Annotated in this window: 20 protein-coding genes; 14 read left to right on the top strand and 6 right to left on the bottom strand. The window is 65.1% G+C overall.

The annotated features are described in order from the left end of the window. Positions 1 to 14 precede the first annotated feature (14 nt). The 7 genes from ACSC1Y_RS03490 to ACSC1Y_RS03460 all read left to right on the top strand — a co-directional run bounded on the left by ACSC1Y_RS03490 (position 15) and on the right by ACSC1Y_RS03460 (position 6,235). Positions 15 to 1,571 (top strand): glutamate-cysteine ligase family protein, encoded by a 1,557-nt coding sequence (locus tag ACSC1Y_RS03490; protein ID WP_435333294.1) that lies wholly within the window; start codon positions 15 to 17, stop codon positions 1,569 to 1,571. Positions 1,572 to 1,644: 73 nt separating this feature from the next. Beyond that, a complete protein-coding gene (cofD, locus tag ACSC1Y_RS03485) occupies positions 1,645 to 2,637 on the top strand; it encodes a 2-phospho-L-lactate transferase (protein ID WP_435333293.1) in 993 nt (330 codons plus the stop codon). A gap of 7 nt (positions 2,638 to 2,644) precedes the next feature. Further along, a complete protein-coding gene (locus ACSC1Y_RS03480; RefSeq protein ID WP_435333292.1) occupies positions 2,645 to 3,391 on the top strand; it encodes a tRNA-dihydrouridine synthase in 747 nt (248 codons plus the stop codon). Positions 3,392 to 3,453: 62 nt separating this feature from the next. Then, complete coding sequence (locus tag ACSC1Y_RS03475; RefSeq protein ID WP_435333291.1) at positions 3,454 to 4,293, top strand: triphosphoribosyl-dephospho-CoA synthase; 840 nt, start codon at positions 3,454 to 3,456, stop codon at positions 4,291 to 4,293. Then, entirely contained in the window at positions 4,293 to 4,904 is a 612-nt protein-coding gene (locus ACSC1Y_RS03470; protein WP_435333290.1) for a DUF447 domain-containing protein, read from the top strand. The genes ACSC1Y_RS03475 and ACSC1Y_RS03470 overlap by 1 nt, the downstream gene beginning before the upstream one ends. Positions 4,905 to 4,928: 24 nt before the next feature. After that, positions 4,929 to 5,120 carry a 30S ribosomal protein S17e gene (locus ACSC1Y_RS03465; RefSeq protein WP_435333289.1) on the top strand — a complete coding sequence of 64 codons (192 nt, stop codon included), beginning with the start codon at positions 4,929 to 4,931 and terminating at the stop codon, positions 5,118 to 5,120. Positions 5,121 to 5,251: 131 nt separating this feature from the next. Beyond that, positions 5,252 to 6,235: an aldo/keto reductase gene (locus ACSC1Y_RS03460; protein WP_435333288.1), complete on the top strand. Its 984-nt coding sequence runs from the start codon at positions 5,252 to 5,254 to the stop codon at positions 6,233 to 6,235. Positions 6,236 to 6,319: 84 nt separating this feature from the next. On the opposite strand, the gene ACSC1Y_RS03455 is transcribed toward ACSC1Y_RS03460, so the two are convergent. After that, positions 6,320 to 6,820: a hypothetical protein gene (locus tag ACSC1Y_RS03455; RefSeq protein WP_435333287.1), complete on the bottom strand. Its 501-nt coding sequence runs from the start codon at positions 6,818 to 6,820 to the stop codon at positions 6,320 to 6,322. A gap of 183 nt (positions 6,821 to 7,003) precedes the next feature. Between ACSC1Y_RS03455 and asd the strand changes: the two genes are divergently transcribed. After that, positions 7,004 to 8,044 carry an aspartate-semialdehyde dehydrogenase gene (gene asd, locus ACSC1Y_RS03450; protein ID WP_435333286.1) on the top strand — a complete coding sequence of 347 codons (1,041 nt, stop codon included), beginning with the start codon at positions 7,004 to 7,006 and terminating at the stop codon, positions 8,042 to 8,044. A 39-nt stretch (positions 8,045 to 8,083) separates the two neighbouring features. Here the strand turns inward: asd and ACSC1Y_RS03445 are convergent, their stop codons facing one another. The 3 genes from ACSC1Y_RS03445 to ACSC1Y_RS03435 form a co-directional block, all read right to left on the bottom strand. Beyond that, positions 8,084 to 9,421 carry a cytochrome P450 gene (locus tag ACSC1Y_RS03445; RefSeq protein ID WP_435333285.1) on the bottom strand — a complete coding sequence of 446 codons (1,338 nt, stop codon included), beginning with the start codon at positions 9,419 to 9,421 and terminating at the stop codon, positions 8,084 to 8,086. Between the two features lie 79 nt (positions 9,422 to 9,500). Further along, positions 9,501 to 10,469, bottom strand: a complete 969-nt coding sequence (locus ACSC1Y_RS03440; RefSeq protein ID WP_435333284.1) for a D-2-hydroxyacid dehydrogenase — start codon at positions 10,467 to 10,469, stop codon at positions 9,501 to 9,503. A gap of 131 nt (positions 10,470 to 10,600) precedes the next feature. Next, positions 10,601 to 11,389, bottom strand: coding sequence for an enoyl-CoA hydratase/isomerase family protein (locus ACSC1Y_RS03435; RefSeq protein ID WP_435333283.1), 789 nt, complete (start codon positions 11,387 to 11,389; stop codon positions 10,601 to 10,603). Between the two features lie 138 nt (positions 11,390 to 11,527). On the opposite strand from ACSC1Y_RS03435, the gene ACSC1Y_RS03430 reads away from it, so the two are divergent. The 6 genes from ACSC1Y_RS03430 to ACSC1Y_RS03405 all read left to right on the top strand — a co-directional run bounded on the left by ACSC1Y_RS03430 (position 11,528) and on the right by ACSC1Y_RS03405 (position 17,980). Next, the gene (locus ACSC1Y_RS03430) at positions 11,528 to 12,901 is read left to right on the top strand and encodes an NAD(P)/FAD-dependent oxidoreductase (RefSeq protein ID WP_435333282.1); all 1,374 of its coding nucleotides are present in this window, start codon (positions 11,528 to 11,530) and stop codon (positions 12,899 to 12,901) included. A 103-nt stretch (positions 12,902 to 13,004) separates the two neighbouring features. Beyond that, a complete protein-coding gene (locus tag ACSC1Y_RS03425; RefSeq protein ID WP_435333281.1) occupies positions 13,005 to 14,267 on the top strand; it encodes an NAD(P)/FAD-dependent oxidoreductase in 1,263 nt (420 codons plus the stop codon). Positions 14,268 to 14,719: 452 nt separating this feature from the next. Beyond that, positions 14,720 to 15,553: a DUF7972 family membrane protein gene (locus ACSC1Y_RS03420; RefSeq protein WP_435333280.1), complete on the top strand. Its 834-nt coding sequence runs from the start codon at positions 14,720 to 14,722 to the stop codon at positions 15,551 to 15,553. A gap of 156 nt (positions 15,554 to 15,709) precedes the next feature. Further along, a complete protein-coding gene (locus ACSC1Y_RS03415) occupies positions 15,710 to 16,459 on the top strand; it encodes a GNAT family N-acetyltransferase (RefSeq protein WP_435333279.1) in 750 nt (249 codons plus the stop codon). Between the two features lie 12 nt (positions 16,460 to 16,471). Next, a complete protein-coding gene (locus ACSC1Y_RS03410; protein ID WP_435333278.1) occupies positions 16,472 to 17,779 on the top strand; it encodes a hypothetical protein in 1,308 nt (435 codons plus the stop codon). Positions 17,780 to 17,791: 12 nt separating this feature from the next. After that, positions 17,792 to 17,980 carry a DUF7972 family membrane protein gene (locus tag ACSC1Y_RS03405; protein WP_435333277.1) on the top strand — a complete coding sequence of 63 codons (189 nt, stop codon included), beginning with the start codon at positions 17,792 to 17,794 and terminating at the stop codon, positions 17,978 to 17,980. 279 nt (positions 17,981 to 18,259) lie between these two features. Here the strand turns inward: ACSC1Y_RS03405 and ACSC1Y_RS03400 are convergent, their stop codons facing one another. Both ACSC1Y_RS03400 and ACSC1Y_RS03395 read right to left on the bottom strand, forming a co-directional pair. Beyond that, entirely contained in the window at positions 18,260 to 19,456 is a 1,197-nt protein-coding gene (locus ACSC1Y_RS03400; protein WP_435333276.1) for a CBS domain-containing protein, read from the bottom strand. Positions 19,457 to 19,708: 252 nt separating this feature from the next. Then, positions 19,709 to 21,058 (bottom strand): right-handed parallel beta-helix repeat-containing protein, encoded by a 1,350-nt coding sequence (locus ACSC1Y_RS03395; RefSeq protein ID WP_435333275.1) that lies wholly within the window; start codon positions 21,056 to 21,058, stop codon positions 19,709 to 19,711. Positions 21,059 to 21,378: the final 320 nt, after the last annotated feature.

The raw sequence follows: 21,378 nt of genomic DNA, 5'->3' as shown, positions 1-21,378 counted from the left end.
ACGCACTCTCGCGCATGCCTGACGACGACCTCGCCGACCAGGTCGAGGACGTGCTCGACGTCGACCCCGACGAGTTCCAGACACAGGTCGAGGCCGACGCCGAGACGATCAAGCGCGAGCTGGCCGCGGGGACGTTCGACAACCCACAGGACATCGTGGGGTTCGAGTACGAGTTCTACGCGGTCGGTGAATCGGACGTCGATACGACCAGCGTCGACCGGAAGTACACCCTGAAACGGGTCCCGCGGCGGCTCCTCGAGTTCATCGGGTTCGAGAAGGAACTCGGCCTGCACAACGCCGAGATGTCGACCAGTCCGCAGCCGTTCAACCGCCACGGATTGCTCGCTCAGGAGCACGAGGTACTGGCGAGACTACGGACCGCCCTCGACTGCACCCGCTCAGAGGGGATGCGACTCGTGAGCGACGGGATGTGGACCATCCCACCCGAGGGAGAGACCGCACGGGAGTACCTCACGGACAGCGTCGACGATGGCGGCGTCCGAATCGGGACGAACATGAGCGACTCGGACCGGTACCACGCGATGGCCAACACCGACCGGGCCACTGCGGCGGGTATGCGACTCGACGCGCCTCACGTCGACCTCGAGGCGGATACCGTCCTGCCCGAGAGCCTCATCACGTCCATCCAACCGCATTATCAGGTCTCGCACGCGGCCGACCTCCCGACGTACTTCCGGTACGCTATCCGGGTAGCTGGCCCACTGCTCGCGCTGGGCGTCAACTCCCCGTTCTTCCCGCCGGACCTCTACGATGAGGACGCCACGGCCGAGGCGATACTCGACGACGCGTGGATGGAACACCGCATCAGCGTGTTCGAGACCGTCCTGAACGCGGAGGCAGGCACGGCCGGCAAGGTCCGGTTCCCGCGTGAGATCGACTCGGTCGAGGAGGCGGTCGACCGCATTGCCGGGGACGACACGCTCGTCCCGATGCCGGTCGGCGAGTCCGACCGATTCGACGACGCGTTCGCGCACTTCCGGACGAAACACGGCACCTACTGGCGCTGGGTCAGACCGGTGTTCGGCGGGCCGACTCGCTCGGCGGCGAACGCCCGCATCGAGTTCCGGCCAATCTCCGCCCAGCCGACGGTCCGCGACTCTGTCGCCTATCAGGCGGTCTTCGCCGGTCTGATGGCGAGCATGCCGCGACTCGAACATCCGGTCGCGGACCTCGACTGGGAACTCGCCCACGACAACTTCTACCGGGCGATGCGTGACGGTCTCGACGCAGACCTGACCTGGATAACGAACGACGGTCACCAGACGATGGAGACGGACGAGATATTCGCCGATATCTTCGACCACGCCGAGGAGGGACTGAAGAGCCGTGGGCTCACCGAGGAGGAGGCCGCCCACTACCTCTACCCGCTCCGGGTACGGGTCAGACAGGAGGTGACCCCGGCGAGCTGGAAGCACGACCGCGTCCGGGAGGCCGTCGACGAGGGGTCCGACCTGGACGAGGCCATCTTCGAGGCCCAGCGAGCCTACGTCGACCACCAGCGAGAGACGTTGCTCGAGGGAACCTTCGCCGACTGGCTCCGCGAGCAGTAGCCGGTCGTCGTCCACGCACCAGTGGCGATTCGGGCCGGAACTGATTATAGCCTCCACGCTGAAGCGGGTCCGTATGGTGACGTTCCTCTCCGGTGGCACCGGAACCCCCAAACTGTTAGACGGGGCCGCTGCCGCGTTCTCGCCAGACGAGACCACAGTTATCGCGAACACCGGAGACGACATCGAACTCGGCGGGCTGTTCGTCTGTCCCGACGTCGACACCCTGCTGTTCCAGGGCGGCGGCATCCTCGACCGGGACCGATGGTGGGGCATCCGCGGAGATACCACTCGGACACACTCCGCGCTCCACGACATCGCGAACGCGATGGACCTCCCGGAGGGCCCGAACTACCTGCCCGACGAGTACCAGACGAAGGGACGCGACATCGCCCGCTGGCGGCGATTCTCGGGCGTCGCGGAGTTCATGGAGATCGGCGACCGGGACCGCGCCGTCCACGTGACACGGACGAGCCTCCTCGATTCGGGACACTCGCTCACGGAGGTGACCGCGATGCTCGCGGAGGGGTTCGGCCTCGGTATCGACATCCTCCCCATGACGAACGACCCCGTCGCGAGTCTCATCCATACACCGGATGGGATGATGCACTTCCAGGAGTTCTGGGTGGGCCACGGTGGCGAGCCCGACGTCGACAATGTCGAGTTCCGCGGCTCCTCGAAGGCAGACCCCGCGCCGGGCGTGCTCGACGCGCTGGAGGAGACGGTCGTCATCGGGCCGTCGAACCCCGTGACCAGCATCGGCCCGATGCTGTCGATTCCCGGGTTCGGCGAGGCGCTACGGGACACGACGGTCGTGGTCGTCTCTCCGTTCCTCGGCGACGAAGCGTTCTCGGGACCGGCGTCGAAGCTGATGGAGGCGGTCGGTGGCGAGCCTAGCACGAACGGGCTGTCGGTCGCGTACCCGTTTGCCGACGCCTACGTCGTCGACGAGAGCGACGACGTCGACTTCGACGCGCCGGTCGAGCAGACCGACATCCGTATCGACGACAGACAGGACGCAGCCCGTGTCTGCGAGGCCGTCGCACGGGCCATCGACGCGGTAGAGTGAGCACGAGATGCAGGCTTCTCCACGGGTCGTCCTCGCGAGTCTGAGTGGCGAGTCGAACGCCGACTGGGCACGCGCTGCGAGTGCGTACGCCGACCTGGCGGTGCTGGGCGGCATCGCGATCGACGAGGAGTCGCGAGCAGCAGCTCGCGAGCTGGTCGCCCGTGACAGAAACGAGTTCCTCCCCGACGAACCGCTCGCCTTCGTCGACCGCCAGCTGGAATCGCTCGCGGACGACCCCATCCTGGCGGGTTTCAACGTCCGGAGCGCCACGGTCGAACCCGTCGCCGAAGCGGCGGCCGTCTGTGCGGCGCACGACGCGATTCTGGAGGTAAACGCCCACTGCCGACAGGAGGAACTCTGCGCGGCTGGCTGTGGCGAGACGCTGTTACGCGACACCGACCGGCTCTGCGAGTACGTCGCCGCGGCGGCCGGAGAGGGAGCCACGGTCAGCGTGAAGATTCGAGCCGAGGTGACCGGCGTCGACCTTTCGACGACCGCAACTCGGCTCGAGGACGCCGGTGCAGACGTTCTCCACGTCGACGCGATGGACTCCGAGTCCGTCGTCGGTGTGCTGGCAGACGCGACCGACTGCTACGTCGTCGCGAACAACGGGGTCCGCGGCCGCGAATCGGTGTACGAGTACCTCGAGTACGGTGCGGACGCGGTCAGCGTCGGCCGACCGAGCGACGACCCGCGCGTCCTCGGTCGGGTGCGCGACGCGGTAGACCGGTGGTTCGACGCCGAGGGGAGGTAACCCGAACCGCGGTCTTCGCCGGTGGCGCGCCTTTCTTGACGGTTCGAACCGAACCGCGAGGCATGCGAACCGCCGCACAGAACGCGGAACTCGCGCTCCTGCTGGAGGTGGCCGGGACGCCGAAACCGGGCAACGTCGACCGACACCGGGACTTCGACGACCTCCGGTTCGAGCACTTTCTGGCAGGAGCGGTGGGTGCGAGCGAGGGATTGCGAGGTGCAGCAGCGGGCGAACCCGTCGGGGACGCCTTCGAGACGGCGGTCGCCGGGATGGCCGACCAGCGCGGCGGGAACACCCAGTTCGGCGCACTGTTGTTGCTCGTCCCGCTGGTTCGGGTGGCGGGACAGGGCAACCTGACCCCCGCGGCGGCGACGGAGGCGGTGGAGACGACGACAGTCGCCGACGCCGCCGGCTTCTACCGCGCCTTCGACCACGTCGACGTGTTCGTCGCCGACCCACCCGAGGATGCGCACGAACTCGATGCCAGACGCGGAAGCGATGCCGTCTCCGCCGTCGAAGAGCGAGGACTCACGCTCTACGACCTGATGGAGATGAGTGCGCCCGAGGACGGGAACGCGGTCGAGTGGACGGCCGGGTTCCCCCGGAGCTTCGCGGTCGGCGACCAGATTGCGAGCGGCGACGGACCGGTTCCGGAGCGAATCGCACGAGCATTCCTCGAACAGCTGGCGGAGTTCCCCGACTCGCTCGTGGCGAAACAGCACGGGACCGAGACGGCCGAATCGGTCTGTGACCGGGCGACGGACCTTCTCGATGCGTCGCTCGACGAAATCGAGGCGTTCGGCGACGACCTCGTCTCCCGCGGCGTCAATCCGGGGACGACGGCTGACGTGGTCGCGGCCGGAACGTTCGTCGCGCTGGAACGGGACGAGGTGGTCGTCTGATGGCCGAGGACGACGTACCAGGACCGGACGAGACGTGGCCCGTCGACCTGACGGGCGTCACGGAGTCCGTGGTCGCGACGCTCGGCCCGAACGGACGGTGGAACCTCGCCGCACTCGGCCTGCACGCCGGCGACCCCGTCACGGCGCGGACGTGGGGACGAACCCGGACCCGAATCAACTTCGACCGCCGTGGCGAGTGCGTCGTCCAGTTCACGCGCGACCCGGTCCACTTCACCGAGGCCGCACTCTCCATCTTCGAGCGCGACGAGCCCGTGCTGCCGAGTGCGGACGCCTGGGCGCGGTGCGAGGTCGAGTTCGTCACGACGGGCGACGACGGGGCGACCGAGTGGGCCGAGTGGGAACTCCACCCGGTCGAGTCGGACGTCGAACGCGAATCGGTCGTCCCCATCAACCGGGGGCACGGGGCCGTCATCGAGGCGACGGTCGCGGCATCCCGCCTCGACGTGGACTCGTTCGACCGGACGACGCTCGAACAGCGCCTGTCGTTCCTCGACGCCGTCGTCGACAAGTGTGGCGGGCCGCGAGAGCGCGAGGCGATGGCGCGCATCGCGAGTCTGACCGACTGGAAGACGCAGAACGAATCATTTTAGGGGGCGAATGGGGAACAAGCGAGTATGGCAATCAAGCCCGACTACGTCAAGAAGACGGGGTCCATCCTGCTCGAACGGTACCCGAAGGCGTTCACCGACGACTTCGACACGAACAAAAAGAGCGTCCAGAAGCTCACGAACATCGAGTCCAAATCCGTCCGCAACCGCATCGCGGGCTACGTCACCCACAAGAAGGGCGCTCCGGTCGAGCAGTAGACCGTCTTCTCGCATTCTCCGTTCTCTCTCGACGGGAGCAGCGGCGCTACCGAGGCAGGCTGCATCGGTAGCCGTGACACCGGACTGCCGACGCCCGAACCGTTATCAGAGCGACGGCCAACGGTCCCAGCATGCAAGCAAGACCGCTCGGTTCGACTGGCTACGAGGTCTCCGAGGTCGGCCTCGGTACGTGGCAGCTCGGGGGCGACTGGGGTGACGTGTCGGACGAGGCAGCTCGCGAGGCACTGTACGCGGCGCTCGACGAGGGAATCGACTTCCTCGATACGGCTGACGTCTACGGTGACGGGCGAAGCGAGACGCGCATCCGCGAGGTGCTGGCCGAGCGCCCGGAGGAGCCGGTCGTCGCCACGAAGGCCGGACGACGGCTCGACCCGCACGAACCGGACGGCTACACGCACGAGAACCTCGAACGGTTCGTCGACCGGAGCCGGGAGAACCTCGGGGTCGACACGCTCGACCTGCTCCAGCTTCACTGTCCGCCGACCGACGTCTACTACCAGCCGGAGACGTTCGCGGCCCTGGACGACCTGAAGCGGGCGGGGAAGCTGGCCCACTACGGCGTCTCCGTCGAGCGCGTCGAAGAGGCGATGAAGGCCATCGAGTACCCCGGCGTCGAGACGGTCCAGCTCATCTTCAACCCGTTCCGCCAGCGTCCAGCAGAGCGGTTCTTCGACGCGGCGCGTGAGGCGGACGTCGGCGTCATCGTCAGGGTCCCGCTCGCCTCCGGTCTGCTGACCGGGAACGTCGACGCCGACACGGAGTTTCCCGAGAACGACCACCGGAACTTCAACCGCGGGGGAGAGGCGTTCGACGTCGGCGAGACGTTCGCCGGCGTCCCGCTCCCGGTCGGCGTCGACGCCGCCGAAGAACTCGGTCCGGTCGTTCCAGCGGAGGCGACGCTCGCGCAGTTCACGCTCCGGTGGATCCTCTCGTTCGAGGCGGTCTCGACGGTCATCCCCGGGTCGACCTCTCCTGAGCACATCGCGGACAACGTCGCGGCTGCCGACCTGCCGGCCCCCTCGTTCCGGGACTTCGACCACGTTCGTGGCGTGTACGACGAGTCGATACGGGAGTTCGTTCACCACCGCTGGTGAGGGGTAAAGCGGTCTCGAGAACGGTCTCTTCTTTCGATTCTCACCCGGAGAATCGCCCGTGCTCACCCGAATGACTGCCGCTCCTCATTCACCCGATACTGCCGACTCCGTTGTCTCCACCGCGTCAGCCCGTTCGTTGCCGTCGGTCGCTGCCGGGTCGACTCTCTCTGATTCGTTGGCCCTTGATTCGGGCCCGTCGATTGCTTCGACCCCGTCGTTAACTGCTTCTGGCCCATCGTCGCTTGCTTCTGACTCGTGGCCGTCCGCTCCTGACTCGTCGCCAGGGGACGAAACGATCCTGCTCGCCGCGTCGATGCCAGCCGCAGAGACGGGCGACGCGCTCTGTCGTCGAGTGGCCCGGTAGACGGCTGCCGCCTCCGTTCCGTGGCCCGCGTCGGCCGCCCGGCGAACCTGCGCGAGCGTGATGAGCGGTGCGTCACAGCCGGCGAGACCGATGGTCGCGTACGACGCGCCGGAGAGTAACAGTTCGCGACGGTTCATCGGATACGCGCCAGTATCGTCTTCGCCACCGTCCGTCCGGATATGGACGCTCGCTTCGTCTGTCGGAGATGCGTTCGGGTCCATTGAGAGTCCGTGCGACGAATCGAGCCGAAGACCTCGCCTCGTCGAACTATCGCACCCGTGAGGATAGCCAGCCGGGCCCTAAACCAGTTCCGGCGGTCGGACGCGGCAGCCGCCACTGCGGCCCCAGCAATGTCTGACCCCACCCGAAGGCCTTTGCTACGGCAGGGCCGAGAGGCAGAAACGATGACCGTACGCGTAGGCGTCCTCGGTGCCACCGGTGCCGTCGGACAGCGCCTCATCCAACTGCTCGAACCGCACGACGACTTCGAGATCGCCGCACTCACCGCGAGCGACGACAGCGCGGGCAAATCGTACCGCGAGGCGGCGAAGTGGCGCGTCGACTCGCCCATCCCGGAGTCCGTCGCCGACGCGACCGTCACGGCGACCGACCCAGACGAGGTGCCCGACGACGTGGACCTGCTCTTCTCCTCGCTCCCGTCGTCGGTCGGCGCGGCCGTCGAACCGGACTTCTGTGAAGCCGGCTACGTCGTCTCCTCGAACTCCTCGAACGCTCGGATGGCCGAGGACGTGCCGCTCGTCATCCCCGAGATTAACGCCGACCACCTCGACCTGCTCGAGGTCCAGCGCGACGAGCGCGGCTGGGACGGCGCCCTGGTGAAGAATCCGAACTGCTCGACCATCACGTTCGTCCCGACGCTCGCGGCGCTCGAAGCCGCGGGCTACAACCTCCGTCGGGTCCACGTCGCGACCCTGCAGGCCGTCTCCGGCGCAGGCTACGACGGCGTCACCTCGATGGAGATTATCGACAACGCCATCCCGCACATCGGCGGCGAGGAGGAGAAACTCGAGACCGAGTCGCGTAAGCTCCTCGGAAGCTTCGACGGCGCGGCGCTCGACCTGAACGACGTCGAGGTCGCGGCCTCCTGTAACCGCATCCCGACGCTCGACGGTCACCTGGAGAACGTCTTCGTCGAGGCGGAGGACGACATCTCGCCCTCGGGCGCGAACGCGGCCATGCGGGAGTTCCCGAGCCTCGACCTGCCGTCGTCGCCGGACCCGCTCATCCACGTCTTCGAAGAGCCCGAGCGGCCACAGCCCCGGCTCGACCGGAACGTCGGCGGCGGGATGGCCATCGCGGCGGGTGGCTTCCAGGAGTCGACGTTCGGCCTGCAGTACAACTGCCTCGCCCACAACACGATTCGCGGCGCGGCAGGTGCGAGCGTGCTGAACGGCGAACTGCTGCTGTCGGAAGGCTACCTGTAGTTTCGCCTCTCGAACCCGAACCGCTCGTCCTTCGTCCCGTCACTCCCGTTCGTGCAGTCGCATCGCTATCGGCGACTTCGGCCGGGTCGTGATGCTCGCCGCGAGGTCGAGCTTCGGGTCCGAGACCAGTTCGAGGTGGTACTCCTGCAGGATGATGGCGAGCAGGAGCTTCGCCTCCATCGTCGCCATCCGGTCGCCGATGCATCGCCGCGGCCCGCCACCGAAGGGGAAGTAGGCGTACCGCGGTAGCTGTGACTCGAACTCGTCGGTCCACCGCTCCGGTCGGAGCGTCATCGGGTCGTCATAGTACTCGGGGTCCCGATGGACGGTCCACTGGGGCATCGAGATGGGCGTGCCCGCGGGGATGGTGAACCCGCCCAGCTCTACGTCCTGCGTCGGTTCGCGGACGATGGCGTGGACCGGCGGGTAGAGCCGCATCGACTCCGTGACCACCTTGTCGAGGTAGTCCAGTTTGCGGAGGTCGGCGACGGTCGGTGGGTCGCCCCCCAGTGCCTCGTCCAGTTCGTCGACGAGCCGTCGCTCGACCGCTGGCTGCTGGGCGAGCGCGAACAGGGTGAACGACAGCGTGAGGGCAGTGGTCTCGTGACCGGCGAGGAACAGCGTCATCACCTCGTCGCGAATCTGCTGGTCGCTCATCCCCTGACCGTCCTCGTCTTCGGCGGCGAGCAGGGCGGAAACCACGTCCTCGCCGGGATCCTGCCGACGCTCCTCGACGATGTCGGCGACGACGGCGTCGAGCTCTTCCATAGACCGTTCGAGCCGTCGCCGTTTCGGAAGCGGGAGCCAGTCGGGGAGCATCGATGCGAGGAGGTTCTCGGAGTAGGCCATGATGGCGTCCAGCCCCTCGCCGACGACCTCGGTCCGGTCGCTCACGTCCACCCCGAACAGGGCACGGGCGACGATCTCTCCCGCCAGCGACAGCATCTCCTCGTGCATCTCGTGGACCTCTCCGTCATCCCACCCGTCGACCCACGCTTCGGTCTCCTCGACCATGACGTCGGCGTAGTGCGCCAGCGCCTCGGGTGCGAACGCGGGCTGGATGAGGTGACGTTGTCGCCGCCAGAACTCGCCCTCGCTGGTGAGGAGACCCTTTCCGACGACCGGCGAGAGCAGTCGCTGGAACAGGTCGCCCTTTACGTACCGCTGGTTCTCGTGGACGAGCACCTGTTCGATGAGGTCGGGGTCGGTGAGCAGGCAGAACTCCTGTCCGAGGGTCTCGAAGCTCGCGATGGGTCCGTAGGTCCGGGCGACCGCCGTCCGGAACGAGAGCAGGTCGCGGCTGGCGTCGAGTGTGTTGCCCAGTATCGGGAGGCCGCGTGGCCCGGGCGGCCGCCAGTCGGTCGAGGATTTCGGCATACGTTACGCGTGTCGGGGAGAGTAATAAACGCTGCCCGCCCGAAAAGAGAGAGCGAGCCTCTAGTAGCTAGGAGGTGGGTCAGAGGCCGACCTGGTTCCGGAGGTCGTCGTACCGCCCGGTCTCGTCGACCCGCTTCACGTTCTCGGCGACGACGTCCGCGAGTCGCTGGTAGTACTTCGGCGTGTGGCCCGCGTTGTGGGGCGTTATCTGGACGTTGCCGAGGTCCCACAGCGGATGGTCGCCCGGCAGCGGTTCGGGGTCGGTCACGTCGAGCGACGCCCCGCGGATCCACCGGCGCTGGATTGCCATGGTCAGGTCGTCGGTGTCGACGACGGGCCCGCGGGCGACGTTGACGACGACGGCCTCGGGCGGCATCGTGTCGAGTTCGGCGCGGCCGATGAGTCCTTCCGTCTCGTCGGTCAGCGGACAGGCGAGGACGACGTACTCGCTCCGGGCCAGCGCCTCGTCGAAGCCAGGTTCGTCGAATCCGACCACCTCGTCCGTCGGCCCACCTTTCTCGGGCGTGTACCGGACGCCGACCGTCTCCACGTCGAACGGTTCCAGTCGCTCGGCGACCGCCTTCCCGATGGCTCCGAGGCCGACGATGGTGACCGTCGAACCGGCCAGTTCCCGGGTCTCGTACGCCCGCCACTCGTTGTGCTCCTGTCGCCGGAAGCCGACGTGGAACCGCCGCGAGAAGGTGAGGATGGCACCCAGCACGTGCTCGCCGATGTTCGGTCCGTGGACGCCCGAGGCGTTGGTGAGGACAGCGCCCATCTCGGCCAGCTGGTCGCGCGGGAGGTGGCCCGTCCCCGCGTAGCCGCAGGCGAACCAGCGCAGGTTCTCGGCGTGGTCGAGCAGATCAGGCGAGAGCACGAATCCTGTGACTATCTCGGCGTCGGTGATGTGCTCGCGCTCCTGCTCGGGCGTCCGTGCGAGCACGACGTCGTGGTCCGGCAGGCGGTCCCGCAGGGCCGCGGCGTATTCCTCGACCGGCATCCCGTGGCAGCGGTTGCGCAGAACGAGTACGTCGGGTGTGTGGGTCATGGACGAGGTGAGGATGGGAAGGCACTAAACTACCGGCGCTTGCGGCAGGGAAGCGGATGACGAGGTGGTTTCCGAGCGACCGCTCTCACTCACCCCGGAACATCGGCCTCACTCACCCCGGAACATCGGCCTCACTCACCCCGGAACTCCGGCTCCTCCTTCCCGAAGAAGGCCGCGAACCCGCGCTCGTAGTCGCCCGTCGTCGCCAGCTGCGATATCTCCTCTTTCTCAACGTCGAGCTGTTCCGACAGCGACCGCCGGTTCGACGCGTGCAGGAGTTCCTTGATCGTTCCGTACGCCGCCGTGGGCCCGTCCCCGAACTTCTCCTCGACCTCGGTGATGCGGTCCTCCCACTCTTCGTCGGCGACCACCTCCGTCGCCAACCCAGCCTCGACGCTCTTCGCGGCAGGAATCGGCTCGTCGAGCAGCGCGAACTCCCGCGCCTTCCGGTAGCCGAGCAGCCGCGGGAGGAACCACGTCGAGCCGCCGTCGCCCGACAGCCCGATTCTCGGGTAGACGAACTCGAACCGGGCATCCTCGTGTGCCAGGACGACGTCTCCAGCCAGCGCGAGGCCGAGGCCGCCACCCGCGGCGACCCCGTTCACGGCCGAGATGGTCGGCTTGGGGGCGGTGACGAGCGCCTCTATCGAGCCGTGAAGCGGGCCGGCGACGGCGTCGAGTCGCTCGGTGTCCGACTCGTCACCCTCGAAGGTGGAGAGGTCCGCGCCGGAGCAGAAGGCGGGGCCGTTGCCGGTGAGGACGATGCAGCGAATCTCGTCGTCCGCGGCGAGGTCTCGAGCGGCGGCTTCGAGCGCCTCGGCGGTCTCGGCGTCGAGCGAGTTGTACGTCTCCGGTCGGTCGAGGGTGATGCGGCCGACTGCGTCGGCTTTCGTCACGGTGAGGGTCTCCGCGTCGTGCATGTTCGTGGCGTCGACGGGAAGTGCCAAAAGTCCGCCGAGGGACCGTGGGCAACGGCCACCCTCACCTGTCTATCAGTAATCACGACGAACCGCATCGCTTCAGGGGGTTTATTAGGACTTGCCGAGAGGAATCGGGATATGAAGCGCGTTGACGTGGCCATCGTGGGCGGTGGTCCCGCAGGAACCTGCGCCGCCATGGAGGCGGCCTACCACGGGGCGGACACACTGGTACTCGAGAAGGGTGTCCCCCGTGCGGACCGCGAGGGGCTGGGACCGGACTCGACGGACGCCGCGGGAATGCTCGACTACTGGGTCGACATCATGGACGAGGACCCGGACGAGTTCCCCGAGGGAATCGTCCTCCAGCAGCTCGACGCGGTCGACTTCGTCGGCCCCGCAGAGTCCTGTACCCTCCACAGCACCGGTATCGACTCGTCGTACGACAGACTGGGCTACACCTTCCAGCGTGCCCGGATGGACGACTACCTCCGTGAGCGAGCCGAAGACGAGGGCGCGACCTACGAGGTCGGCGTCTCCGTCAAGAGCGTCGAGTCCGACCTCGACGCGGAGTACCGCCACACCGTGAAGCTCGCCGACGGCGAGAACGTCGCGGCGAAGTATCTCGTGCTGGCCGACGGCCCGCAGCGGACCGTCACCATCCCGGCGCTCGACCAGTTCGTCCCGTCGGGGACGAGTATCTCCGAGCAGCTGTCGCCGCCCAAAGCGAACCACATCGCCTACCAGGAACACCGCGAGTTCCCGGAGGAGGTCTTCGAGGAGAACGTCCTCAAGTTCTGGTGGGGATGGATGCCCGGCGAGACGGCCTACCCGTGGGTCTTCCCGAACGACGGCAACGTCGCCCGCGTCGGCCTGACGATGCCCATCGGGATGTCGCTCGACGACGTCGAGGACCCGTCGGCCTACCGCCTGCTGGAACCGGACGACGAGTCGCTCCCCCGCGCCGGCGAGTACGTCCGCCGGCTGCTCGAGATCGAGTACGGCGACGAGTACGACATCGAGGAGGACTTCCCGCTCGTCGAGGAGCGCGGCAAGTCGGGCGGCACCGAGACCTACCCCATCTCCTCGACGCGACCCATCGACTCCCCGACGGGTGCCGGTATCGCAGTCGCCGGCGGCGCGATGGGCACCACGTCCGCCTTCCACGAAGGCGGCTACCACGTCGCCTGCCGGACGGGCAAACTGGCCGGGCGACTCGCCGCGACGGACTCGCTCGACCGGTACAACGACCTCTGGAAGGACGCCATCGGCGACGAGATACTCCGCAACGTCACCTTCGCGGACATCGTCGGCGACTACGAACCCGACCAGTGGGACGAGACGTTCGAGATGGCCAGCAAACTGCTCTCCGACGGCAGCGACGGCTCGCTCGTCAAGGGCAAGCTCTCCGCCGGCGTCGGGGGACTGAAGCTGCTGACGAAGTACAAGCGCAAGAAGCGCTCCATCGCGAAGGACGGCTACGTCCAGTTCCGCGAGGACCAGTACACGGTCTGATTCGCAGGTTCGAGCGGACCGCTCCGTGCTTACGGAGCCCCGGTGATATACCGCCGTGTCGAAACGGCAACGAGTTTTTGTACTGGCGTCCGAACCTCTCTCCATGACGCAGCCATCTCTCGATTCCGACCCGTTCCTCGACTATCTGGGTCACCGTTCTCTCCCCGCTCATCTGGACTGTTCCGGCCGGTCTGCCGCCGTCGTCGGCGGCGCGATGGCCGGCCTCGCCGCCGCGCACGCCCTCCGCAGCCTCGGCTACGACGTGACTCTCTACGAACGGCAGTCCTACGAGACGAAGCGGGTCAACTGCGGCGAAGCCATGACACACGGCGCTGCGATTCCGCTGGAGAAGACGCCCGAGAACGGCTTCCCGAACCACACGCCGGCGTTCGAGGTCGAGGTGTTCACCGGCGAGACCGGCGACCGCCACCTCGCCGGGAAAGGTACCTTCCCGTCCAGCGACGGGTACGTGACCGACCGACATCTCGTCGAACGCTCCTGGGCAGAACTGCTCACAGAGCGCGGCGTCGACGTCCGGGACGAGACCGGCGTCACGAAGGCCGAGTTCGAAGCGTTCCAGGACGAACACGACCTCGTCGTCGACGCGACCGGCCAGCCCTCGATGGCGAGCAAGGTCGAGGGGACGACCGGCGAGTACGCCGGCGCGATGACCGCCCTCAACGCCGACGTCGAGGGGGACTTCTCCGACCTCTACCCCAACTCGCTCATCGTCTTCGAGAACTACCTCGGCTACTCGTGGGCGTTCCCGAAGTCGCCCACCCGGGCCAACGTGGGTATCGGCTGGGCCCAGTCGAAGCGCCCCGATTCGTACATGGACGCTTTCGCCGACGCCTGCGAGCGGAACGGCTGGCCCGTCCCCACGAGAGAGGAAGCGAACGTCTACACCATCCCGCGGGGACCCTCGCTCGACCCGCGACGGACCTACTTCCCGACGAAATCGGTCGTCCGCGTCGGCGATGCCGCCGGCATCGCGAACCGCTTCACGGGCAAGGGCATCTCGCAGGCGGTCGAATCCTCGTACCTGATGGCGAGACTCGCCGCCGAGAACAAGCTCGTCGACTATCCGCGCCATCTCTACCACCGACTGAAGAACGAGTACCGGCTGGCGTACATCGTCCGCGGGGCGCTCGAGGACGGCCGGCCGGACCTCCTCGGCGGCGTCATGGACGCGGTGTCGGGCATCGACGTCGAGGAGGTGGACCGAGACCCGAAACACGCGTTCCTTCGGCTCGCGAGACGCCCGAAACTGCTCGCCGACCTCCTCTCCAACCCGACGATGCGGGAGCGGCTCTACCGGGCCTACACGAACGACTGGGAGTACAAGCACATCCCGGGACACGTCTGATAGGGCGGCCGAGGACGGCCACGCGGAGTCGCAAGAGATTACCGGACGGATGGACTACTCTCGACTGCGTGCCACTAGTCCCCGCCCGAGCGTATCCACTTCTGGTTGCGATGACACGGCGGAGAACCCAGGCACGCGACAGTGTATCGTCGGCCGCTCTGCGGCCAGCCGAACAGGCGTCAGTCGGTTCGGCATCCGGCAGCAACTGACGACGCTGCCCGCCCGGCACGAGGGTTTCCCGGTCGACACGGCACGCCGCCAGGGATGAGACCGGTCGTTAGTGTTCCGGGCGACAAACTACTAGTAGTCCTCTCAGGACTACTTTGCAACGTCATCGCTGATAGTCAGACAATCAGTGAGTTCAGACTCTAAGATTACCTTGACCACTGTACCCGAAGAGTAGGAGACGCTCTTTTTGTTACGCCAGTCTCGTCGGCGCGATCATCACAGGAATGACGCTCGTCGTCACGATTAATCAGCTCGTCCTCTCCCAGGAAATCGGCTCGCTCGGGAGTCAGCGTAGTCGGATGGATATGACGATGGACTTCCGCCAGAACACCGATAGCCTCCTCGGGATGACGTCGCCATCTGACCCTGCGGCCTACCTCGATGCGCTTATCGAAACGAGCAAACAGCGAGCGAAGACACTGCGAGACACACTCTCCGAGACTGAAAACCGAGCGCTCTACAAGAAGGTAAACGAGTACGTCACCGACCTGTTGGAGAACGCTGACCACGCACGTACCCACCTCGAAGACACAGATTTCGGCACCTTCGACGTCGTATCGTCCGCACTCGATTATAACTACGATCGGAAAATACACGACGTTCGACGGCTCGGGATGGAGTACGAAGACTCCTTCACCGACGAGGAACGAAGCGCGTTCAGAAATTTGCTCGAGGTGCTCACGATGTACGGGGTAGTCCGCAAGTACATCAAAGTCCTATACATCCAGTGGGCGCTGGTGAAACTCTCACGAGCCATCCTGTACACCGCAGTGGTCGAACTCTCCGTCGCTGGGGGGATGGTCGCCTTCGTCGACCCGACAACGTTCACCGGCACGTTCCTCGACATCGAGAGCGTTCTCTGGGTCGTCAGCGCCGCGTTTGCCATCTCAGTGCTGCCATTTCTCCTGTTCACATCCTACATCCTGCGGCTCGCGACGCTCACCAAACAGACACTCTCGATGGGACCGCTCATGCTTTCAACATGGTCGATGACGAGGCTGTCGGTCGAGAAAAGTACAGCGACCGCGGAGGGAATGCCACCGACGATGACGACTTGACTGAGTCAGAATCGTTCTAAACCCCAGCGTCACAGCTGTACCCCGGGAGAACCATAGACTGGTCCGATTCCTGCTGGTCACGTGTTCGCGTGGATTGTTCCGCGCAGAGATGAGGACCAACCGACGACTTAACTCTGTTCAACGACAACTTACCGCATGGAAGTTCGCCCTGCGGAGCCAGCCGACCGGGAACGGATCAGAGCGATCGCGCGCGACTCGCTGCAGTCGTCGTACTCGCTCAGCCCACAGCAGATCGAGACGATTCTCGAAGAGGAGTTCGACGACACGTCACTGAACGACCTGCTCGAAGATACGGACACGACGGTGCTCGTCGTCGACGAGACGATCGACGGCACGGAGACTGTTTACGGGTTCATCACCGTCGAAGTCGGAACACGAGCGACGATCCGGTGGCTCCAGGTGGATCCGGATGCGCGGGGCGAGGGCATCGCCACGGCGCTGCTCGACCGCGTTCGCGAAGAGTTCGTCGAGAAGCCGATTGCGGCGGTTGTCCTCGACGAAGCCGTGGAGGGCGGCGACTTCCTCAAAGGGTTCGGCCTCAAAGAGAGCGACCACGACCAGATACTGCTCGGCGGGGAGGAGTTCGATGTCACCATGTTCACGGAGGGGCAAAAGACAGAGACGCCGAACGAACCCGCCGTTCCGATCCCCGAATCCGTCACCGTCGATGGAGTTGCCCGGTCCGTCAATCGCGATGAGAGCGTTCCTGGCAGGGAGGCCCCGTTTTTCACGGTGTCCCATGCGGAGGACGAGGAGGACGCGTACGGGTACTTCTGTTCACAGTGCGGCAGTACTGACGTCTCCGCCGACGGACAAGGCAGGCTCGAGTGCGGGAACTGTGGCAACGCTCACCTGGCTGACGAGTGGGACGATGCGTATCTCTGAGATCGCCTGATAATGGACGACACTAAAGCGATGAATCACGAGTCCTCCGACGTCGACCGGAACCCCTCAGGCGGTGCGGTATCTCAGTTCAATGCGGCGGATCAGCCCGACCAGCCGACTGTGGACGATCGGAGTGACGATGAGGCCGGGGCACCGATCGACGTGGGGGTCCTCGTTGCGCACTCGCCTGATGGGGATGTCGAGCCGCTCCGGTCGTTCGCCGAGCGGATGGCCCGGGACGGTATCGAAGAGCTGGCGGCAGCCACGGACGCAGCTTGGCGGATCCATTGTGCCGATCCGGACTCGCTCACCGACCATGCTCCTCGACGGCCGTCCGAGTTCCTCGATGAAGCCGCGCTTCACATGACGAAACGCCCGTACGACCTAGTCGTCGTCGTGACCGACGTGCCCCTCACCACGCGGGAGGAGCGATCCGTCGAGGGGCTCGCTTCCCCGCTTGCCCGCGTCGTTGTCGTCTCCACACGGCGACTCCTGCGGACCCACGACCGGGAGACGGTCAGGGCGCTCGATTCACCGGCCGTCCGCTGGAACGCTGCGACCCTCCTCGTTCACCTCCTGGGACACGTATTTGGTGCGGACCACGGTGATGGCGGCGTCATGGCTCCGTTCTCGTTTGACCCCTCCCGACGGAGCGTCCCGCCGTTCGATGCGGACATCACGGATCACCTCAGAGGGATTGCGACCCGCATTCCCCAAGCCGACGTCTCGCGAGGGCGGCTTCAACGGCTGGCGTTTCACGTGGTGAGCCTCGTTCGGAATCCGGGTATCGTCGCCGCGACGCTGCTGCAGAGTCGCGCCCCCCTGCTCCCGTTCTCACTCCCGCGCCTCTCGACGGCCGCTGTGACGCCGACACTGATCCTCGTGTTCAGTGCCGAGGCATGGGACGTCGGGCTGAACCTGACCAACCGTACGGCCGCACTCTTCGCGATAGGGAGTGTCATCGCTGCCGCAGTCCATCTCCTGTACGTTCAGCGCCTCACGTTCCCACGAGAGCGCAGCCAGGTGTTCACCGAGCATATGGCACTGGTGAACGTGACAGTGTTCTTCATCCTCGTCGTGGCGATGATGGGGCTCTTCATCCTCGTCGGATCGATCATGCTCCTGATCGAGTTCGCCGTCTTTCCGCCGAACCTGATGACGAACTGGCCGAGCCTCGAGGAACCCACGGTCGGGCTCGTCGACCTTGTCCGTGTCGGGGCCTTCATCAGCACGCTCGGTGTGCTGTCGGGCGCGCTCGCCGGCGGTACCGAAAATCGGATGGCGCTCCGGCATCTCGCGCTCTTCCGTGACAGGCCGTAGTCCTTCGCCTCGATGATTATCGCGATCAACGGGCAGGTCCTCCCAAGCGGGTTGATGTTCGGCATCCCGCTGCTACAACCGTTCGTGGCGATGGCGTTCACGATCTCCATCGCGCCCTACCTCGTGTTGACCGCCTATCTGTTCCGGCTCTCCACCGTCGCGCGGCTGACCGCGCCGGGTGGTATCTTTTCGCTGAAGTAACGGATATCGGAATTGGCCTCCTTGCGGATGGCGACCAAGCCGACGCGGAGAGCGGCTCGAACGCCGCAGCGGTGCCCCCGAGCTTCCAATCTGACCGCCAACGAACCGACTCCCGAGCAACTATCAGTTCCTATCGCCTGTGGACGATCCCAACACCGAAGTCAGAGGTCTAACATCGTCCGAGCGATAGTCCTCCTATTAGTCCGACGAGTAAGTCGATGAACGACTTCGTCCCGTGGTGTGTCCGTATAGGACGAGGAAAAGCCGTCATCCACCGAGTCACCAGCCGTACAGATGCTCTTGGGGTTCCGCGTCGGGGTTCTTCTTCGACTGCCCGTACGTCTTCCCTTTCAGCACCTGGCGTTCGATAGCGTTCGCAGCCAGACGGAGCGCGTGGGTGGCTCCGTACCCTTCCCTATCAGCCGTGAAGTAGCCGCGGTCGGTGACTAGCCGAATCCGTGCCAGTATCAGTGGAACCCCCTGCGACTGTTCCTTGTGCTCGTGCAGTTCGATACTGGCCTTGATCACCCTCATGTCGCCGTACTTTGTAGTCACGCTCTCGACCAGCGCGGAGACGTCGTCGTAATTCATCCCCTCCAGTAACTCGAGACCAAACACTTGCACTGCACGCCGGTCGTCACGTTCCCAGGTGAGTGCCTCGATGATGTCCGTTTTCGTGATGATACCGACCGGATCGTCGCTCTCATCGTCCGTGACGACGAGCGAGGAGATCTCTCGGTCGAACATCGTTTCGACGACGTCGTCGAGCGGTGCGCTCAGACGAACGGTTTCGACCGTCTCGGACATCAGGTTCCGCACAGGGAGATCGAGCATCCGGTCGGAGTCGCCTTCGCGGGCACCAAATCCGCCGTGGCTCCCGCTTGCTCGTCCGCTGCCCCCGAAACTGCCCGACGACCCACCCTGGCTTTTGCTGCTACCGCGAGTCGTGAAGTCAATGACGCCGTACAGACCCACCATTCCTACGAGTTCCGTCCCCTCGACGACGGGCAAGTGTGCAATTCGTGCTTCTCGGAGCGTGTTGAGTGCTTTCCCGACCGTTGTGTCTGGGCTTGCGCTGACCAGCTTCGCCGAATACGCGTCCTCGACGATCACCGCGTCGAGGAACGGCCGGACAGCTTCGAGGACGGCATCCGCCGTCACCACGCCGACGAGACGGTCCCCGTGCAACACGGGAAGCGTCTTGGCGTCACTGCCGATCATGAGTCGCGCGACTTCTCGCCCGTCCTCTGTGCGGTCAACTGTCGGCGCGTGTTGCACCTGGGAACCAACCTTCGACGAGGGCTGGTTAGACGAGGACGCGAGCTGTCGGCGGCTGACTACGCCCCGGTACTTATCACCGTCCGTTACGACGACGGCATCGAGTTCCTGATTTTCGAATGCTCCTGCAACCTTCGAAAGCGGTGTGCCGATATCGAACTCGGTGTAGTGGGTCGAAAGAATCCCTGAGATGTCCATGTGTTGTTCTCTAGGTGTAAGTACGCTGAACGGTTGCGTTTGTCCCCCCGGCACACTGTCGAAGCCGAGTTGGTAGCGCGACGAGATGGCTGGTTCACGTCCGTCGAGTTACGACTCACACGTTTCGGGTGTTTCACTTCCGCTGAACGTACTAGTAGATTGTCGGGCGGTAGTGTTCCGGGCGACAGTTCCGACTCACCGCGAGTGACGACCCTCTAACTCCTACTCTACGCAAAGAGGCCGACGGGTTGCTTACTTGCTCTTCTTGCCGCCGGATTTGCTCGACTGCGGGCCCCTCTTCCCGCTCCCATCGACGGTCGTCACCGAATCGGTCCCGACAACCTGGGTTCCGTCGCCGGTCTGACCGACGAGTTTCGCCTCGGTATCACCAGCGACGAACCCCGCGTCCGGCGTCGAGAAGTGCAACACGAGGTCCGCGAGACCGTCACCGTCGCTCTCCTCTACGTGACCACCGTGAGCCGCACTCGCGCCGTCGCCGGCATCGACGACGGCGGCCGAACCGAACCTGAGCGTCGAGACGTCTAGCGTCGTCGCGTCGAAGTCCGCCGTCGAGTAGACCGTGACGGGCGTGACCCCCTTGCTGTTGGGGTTGATAGTGTTCTCCTCGCTGTCAGGCTTGACGTCGAGACCGAGTTCGATGTGTGACGGGGGTTCGACGAGCGGGTAGTGGTCGACGAACTCGGTCGCCCCCGTGGTGTGGGATTCGGTGGTGACGTACGGTTCGTCGGCGAAACCGTCCCCGTTGGTGTCGGATGCAGTATCACTGAATCCAGTCCCGCTCGGGTTGGACCAGTAGTTCCCACCGATTCGAGGGCCACCGAGGATGTTCGGGCCAGCAGCGGGCGTGACGTATAGCGTGGGTCCCTGATTTTCGTAGAAACTGGACGACCTGATGTGGATGTTCTCCGGGGTGGCGACGTAGTTGTCGTATATGTGGCCCTCTGCCCGCACATAGAACGAGATTCCAACCGTCTCGTTCTCGATGGTGTTTCGGGTCACGGTAACATCCTGCGTCCACCGGAGATGCACCGCCTCGTGTGTGTTTCCGATGAATTCGTTTCCTTCGATCGTGCCGTTAGAAACTGAATTGAAGTGAACTCCCTCTCCGCAGTCGGTGAACGTGTTGTTGCGGACCGTCATGGAACGGCAACCGGAGAACGAGAATCCCCGGATGGCGTCGGACATCGAGTTGTTCTCGACGACGATGTTCTGCCTGCTCCCCCAGTCCGTCCAGATACCGAAATACGTCTCCTGGAAGTGGAACCCCCTGATAGTCACGTCGGAAGACCGTATCTCGAAGGCGTCGAGAGGGACGTTTGGCTGGCCTTGGTGAACGACGTGCCCGTCTGCTTCGAGCGTTATTGGTTCGGTGAGCGACACCACTCCGCTGTACGTGCCGGCTGCGACGACCACTGTATCGCCGGGGTTCGCGTGGGCAACACCCTCCTGAATGGTCGGGAACGGACTCGACTGGCTTCCATCGCCAGCAGAGACACTCCCATCGACGTGGACCGTCGTCGCAGCGGGATTCGCGGTGGCGGTGCCGACCCCGCCGAGACCGAACAGTCCGATGCCCGCCATGCCCTTCAGCGCAGAGCGCCGTGACACTGTTACGGTGGAACCGCTGGTACGTTCGCTCCCCAACCGACCGACAATAGATGATTTTTTGATCGACATAGCTCTCTGATGTCCTACTGCCAGAATCGTCTAGAACCCCCAAACACCGGTGTGTAAGTGACTCGCGGCGACTGTGAATGTAGCGACGACCCTGACTATTCAGGGCCACCACATATACTTATTTACATGAAATCGGCATGTCTAACCCACAGCATCAGTATAACCGGGACCCGCCTTGGACGACTGCATACTTCTTACTCGATCGGAAACAGAAAACGGCAGTT

The organism is Haloarchaeobius lipolyticus, from assembly GCF_051208015.1.
Taxonomy (GTDB): Archaea; Halobacteriota; Halobacteria; order Halobacteriales; family Natrialbaceae; genus Haloarchaeobius.
This window is presented reverse-complemented; position numbering and strand designations above follow the sequence as displayed.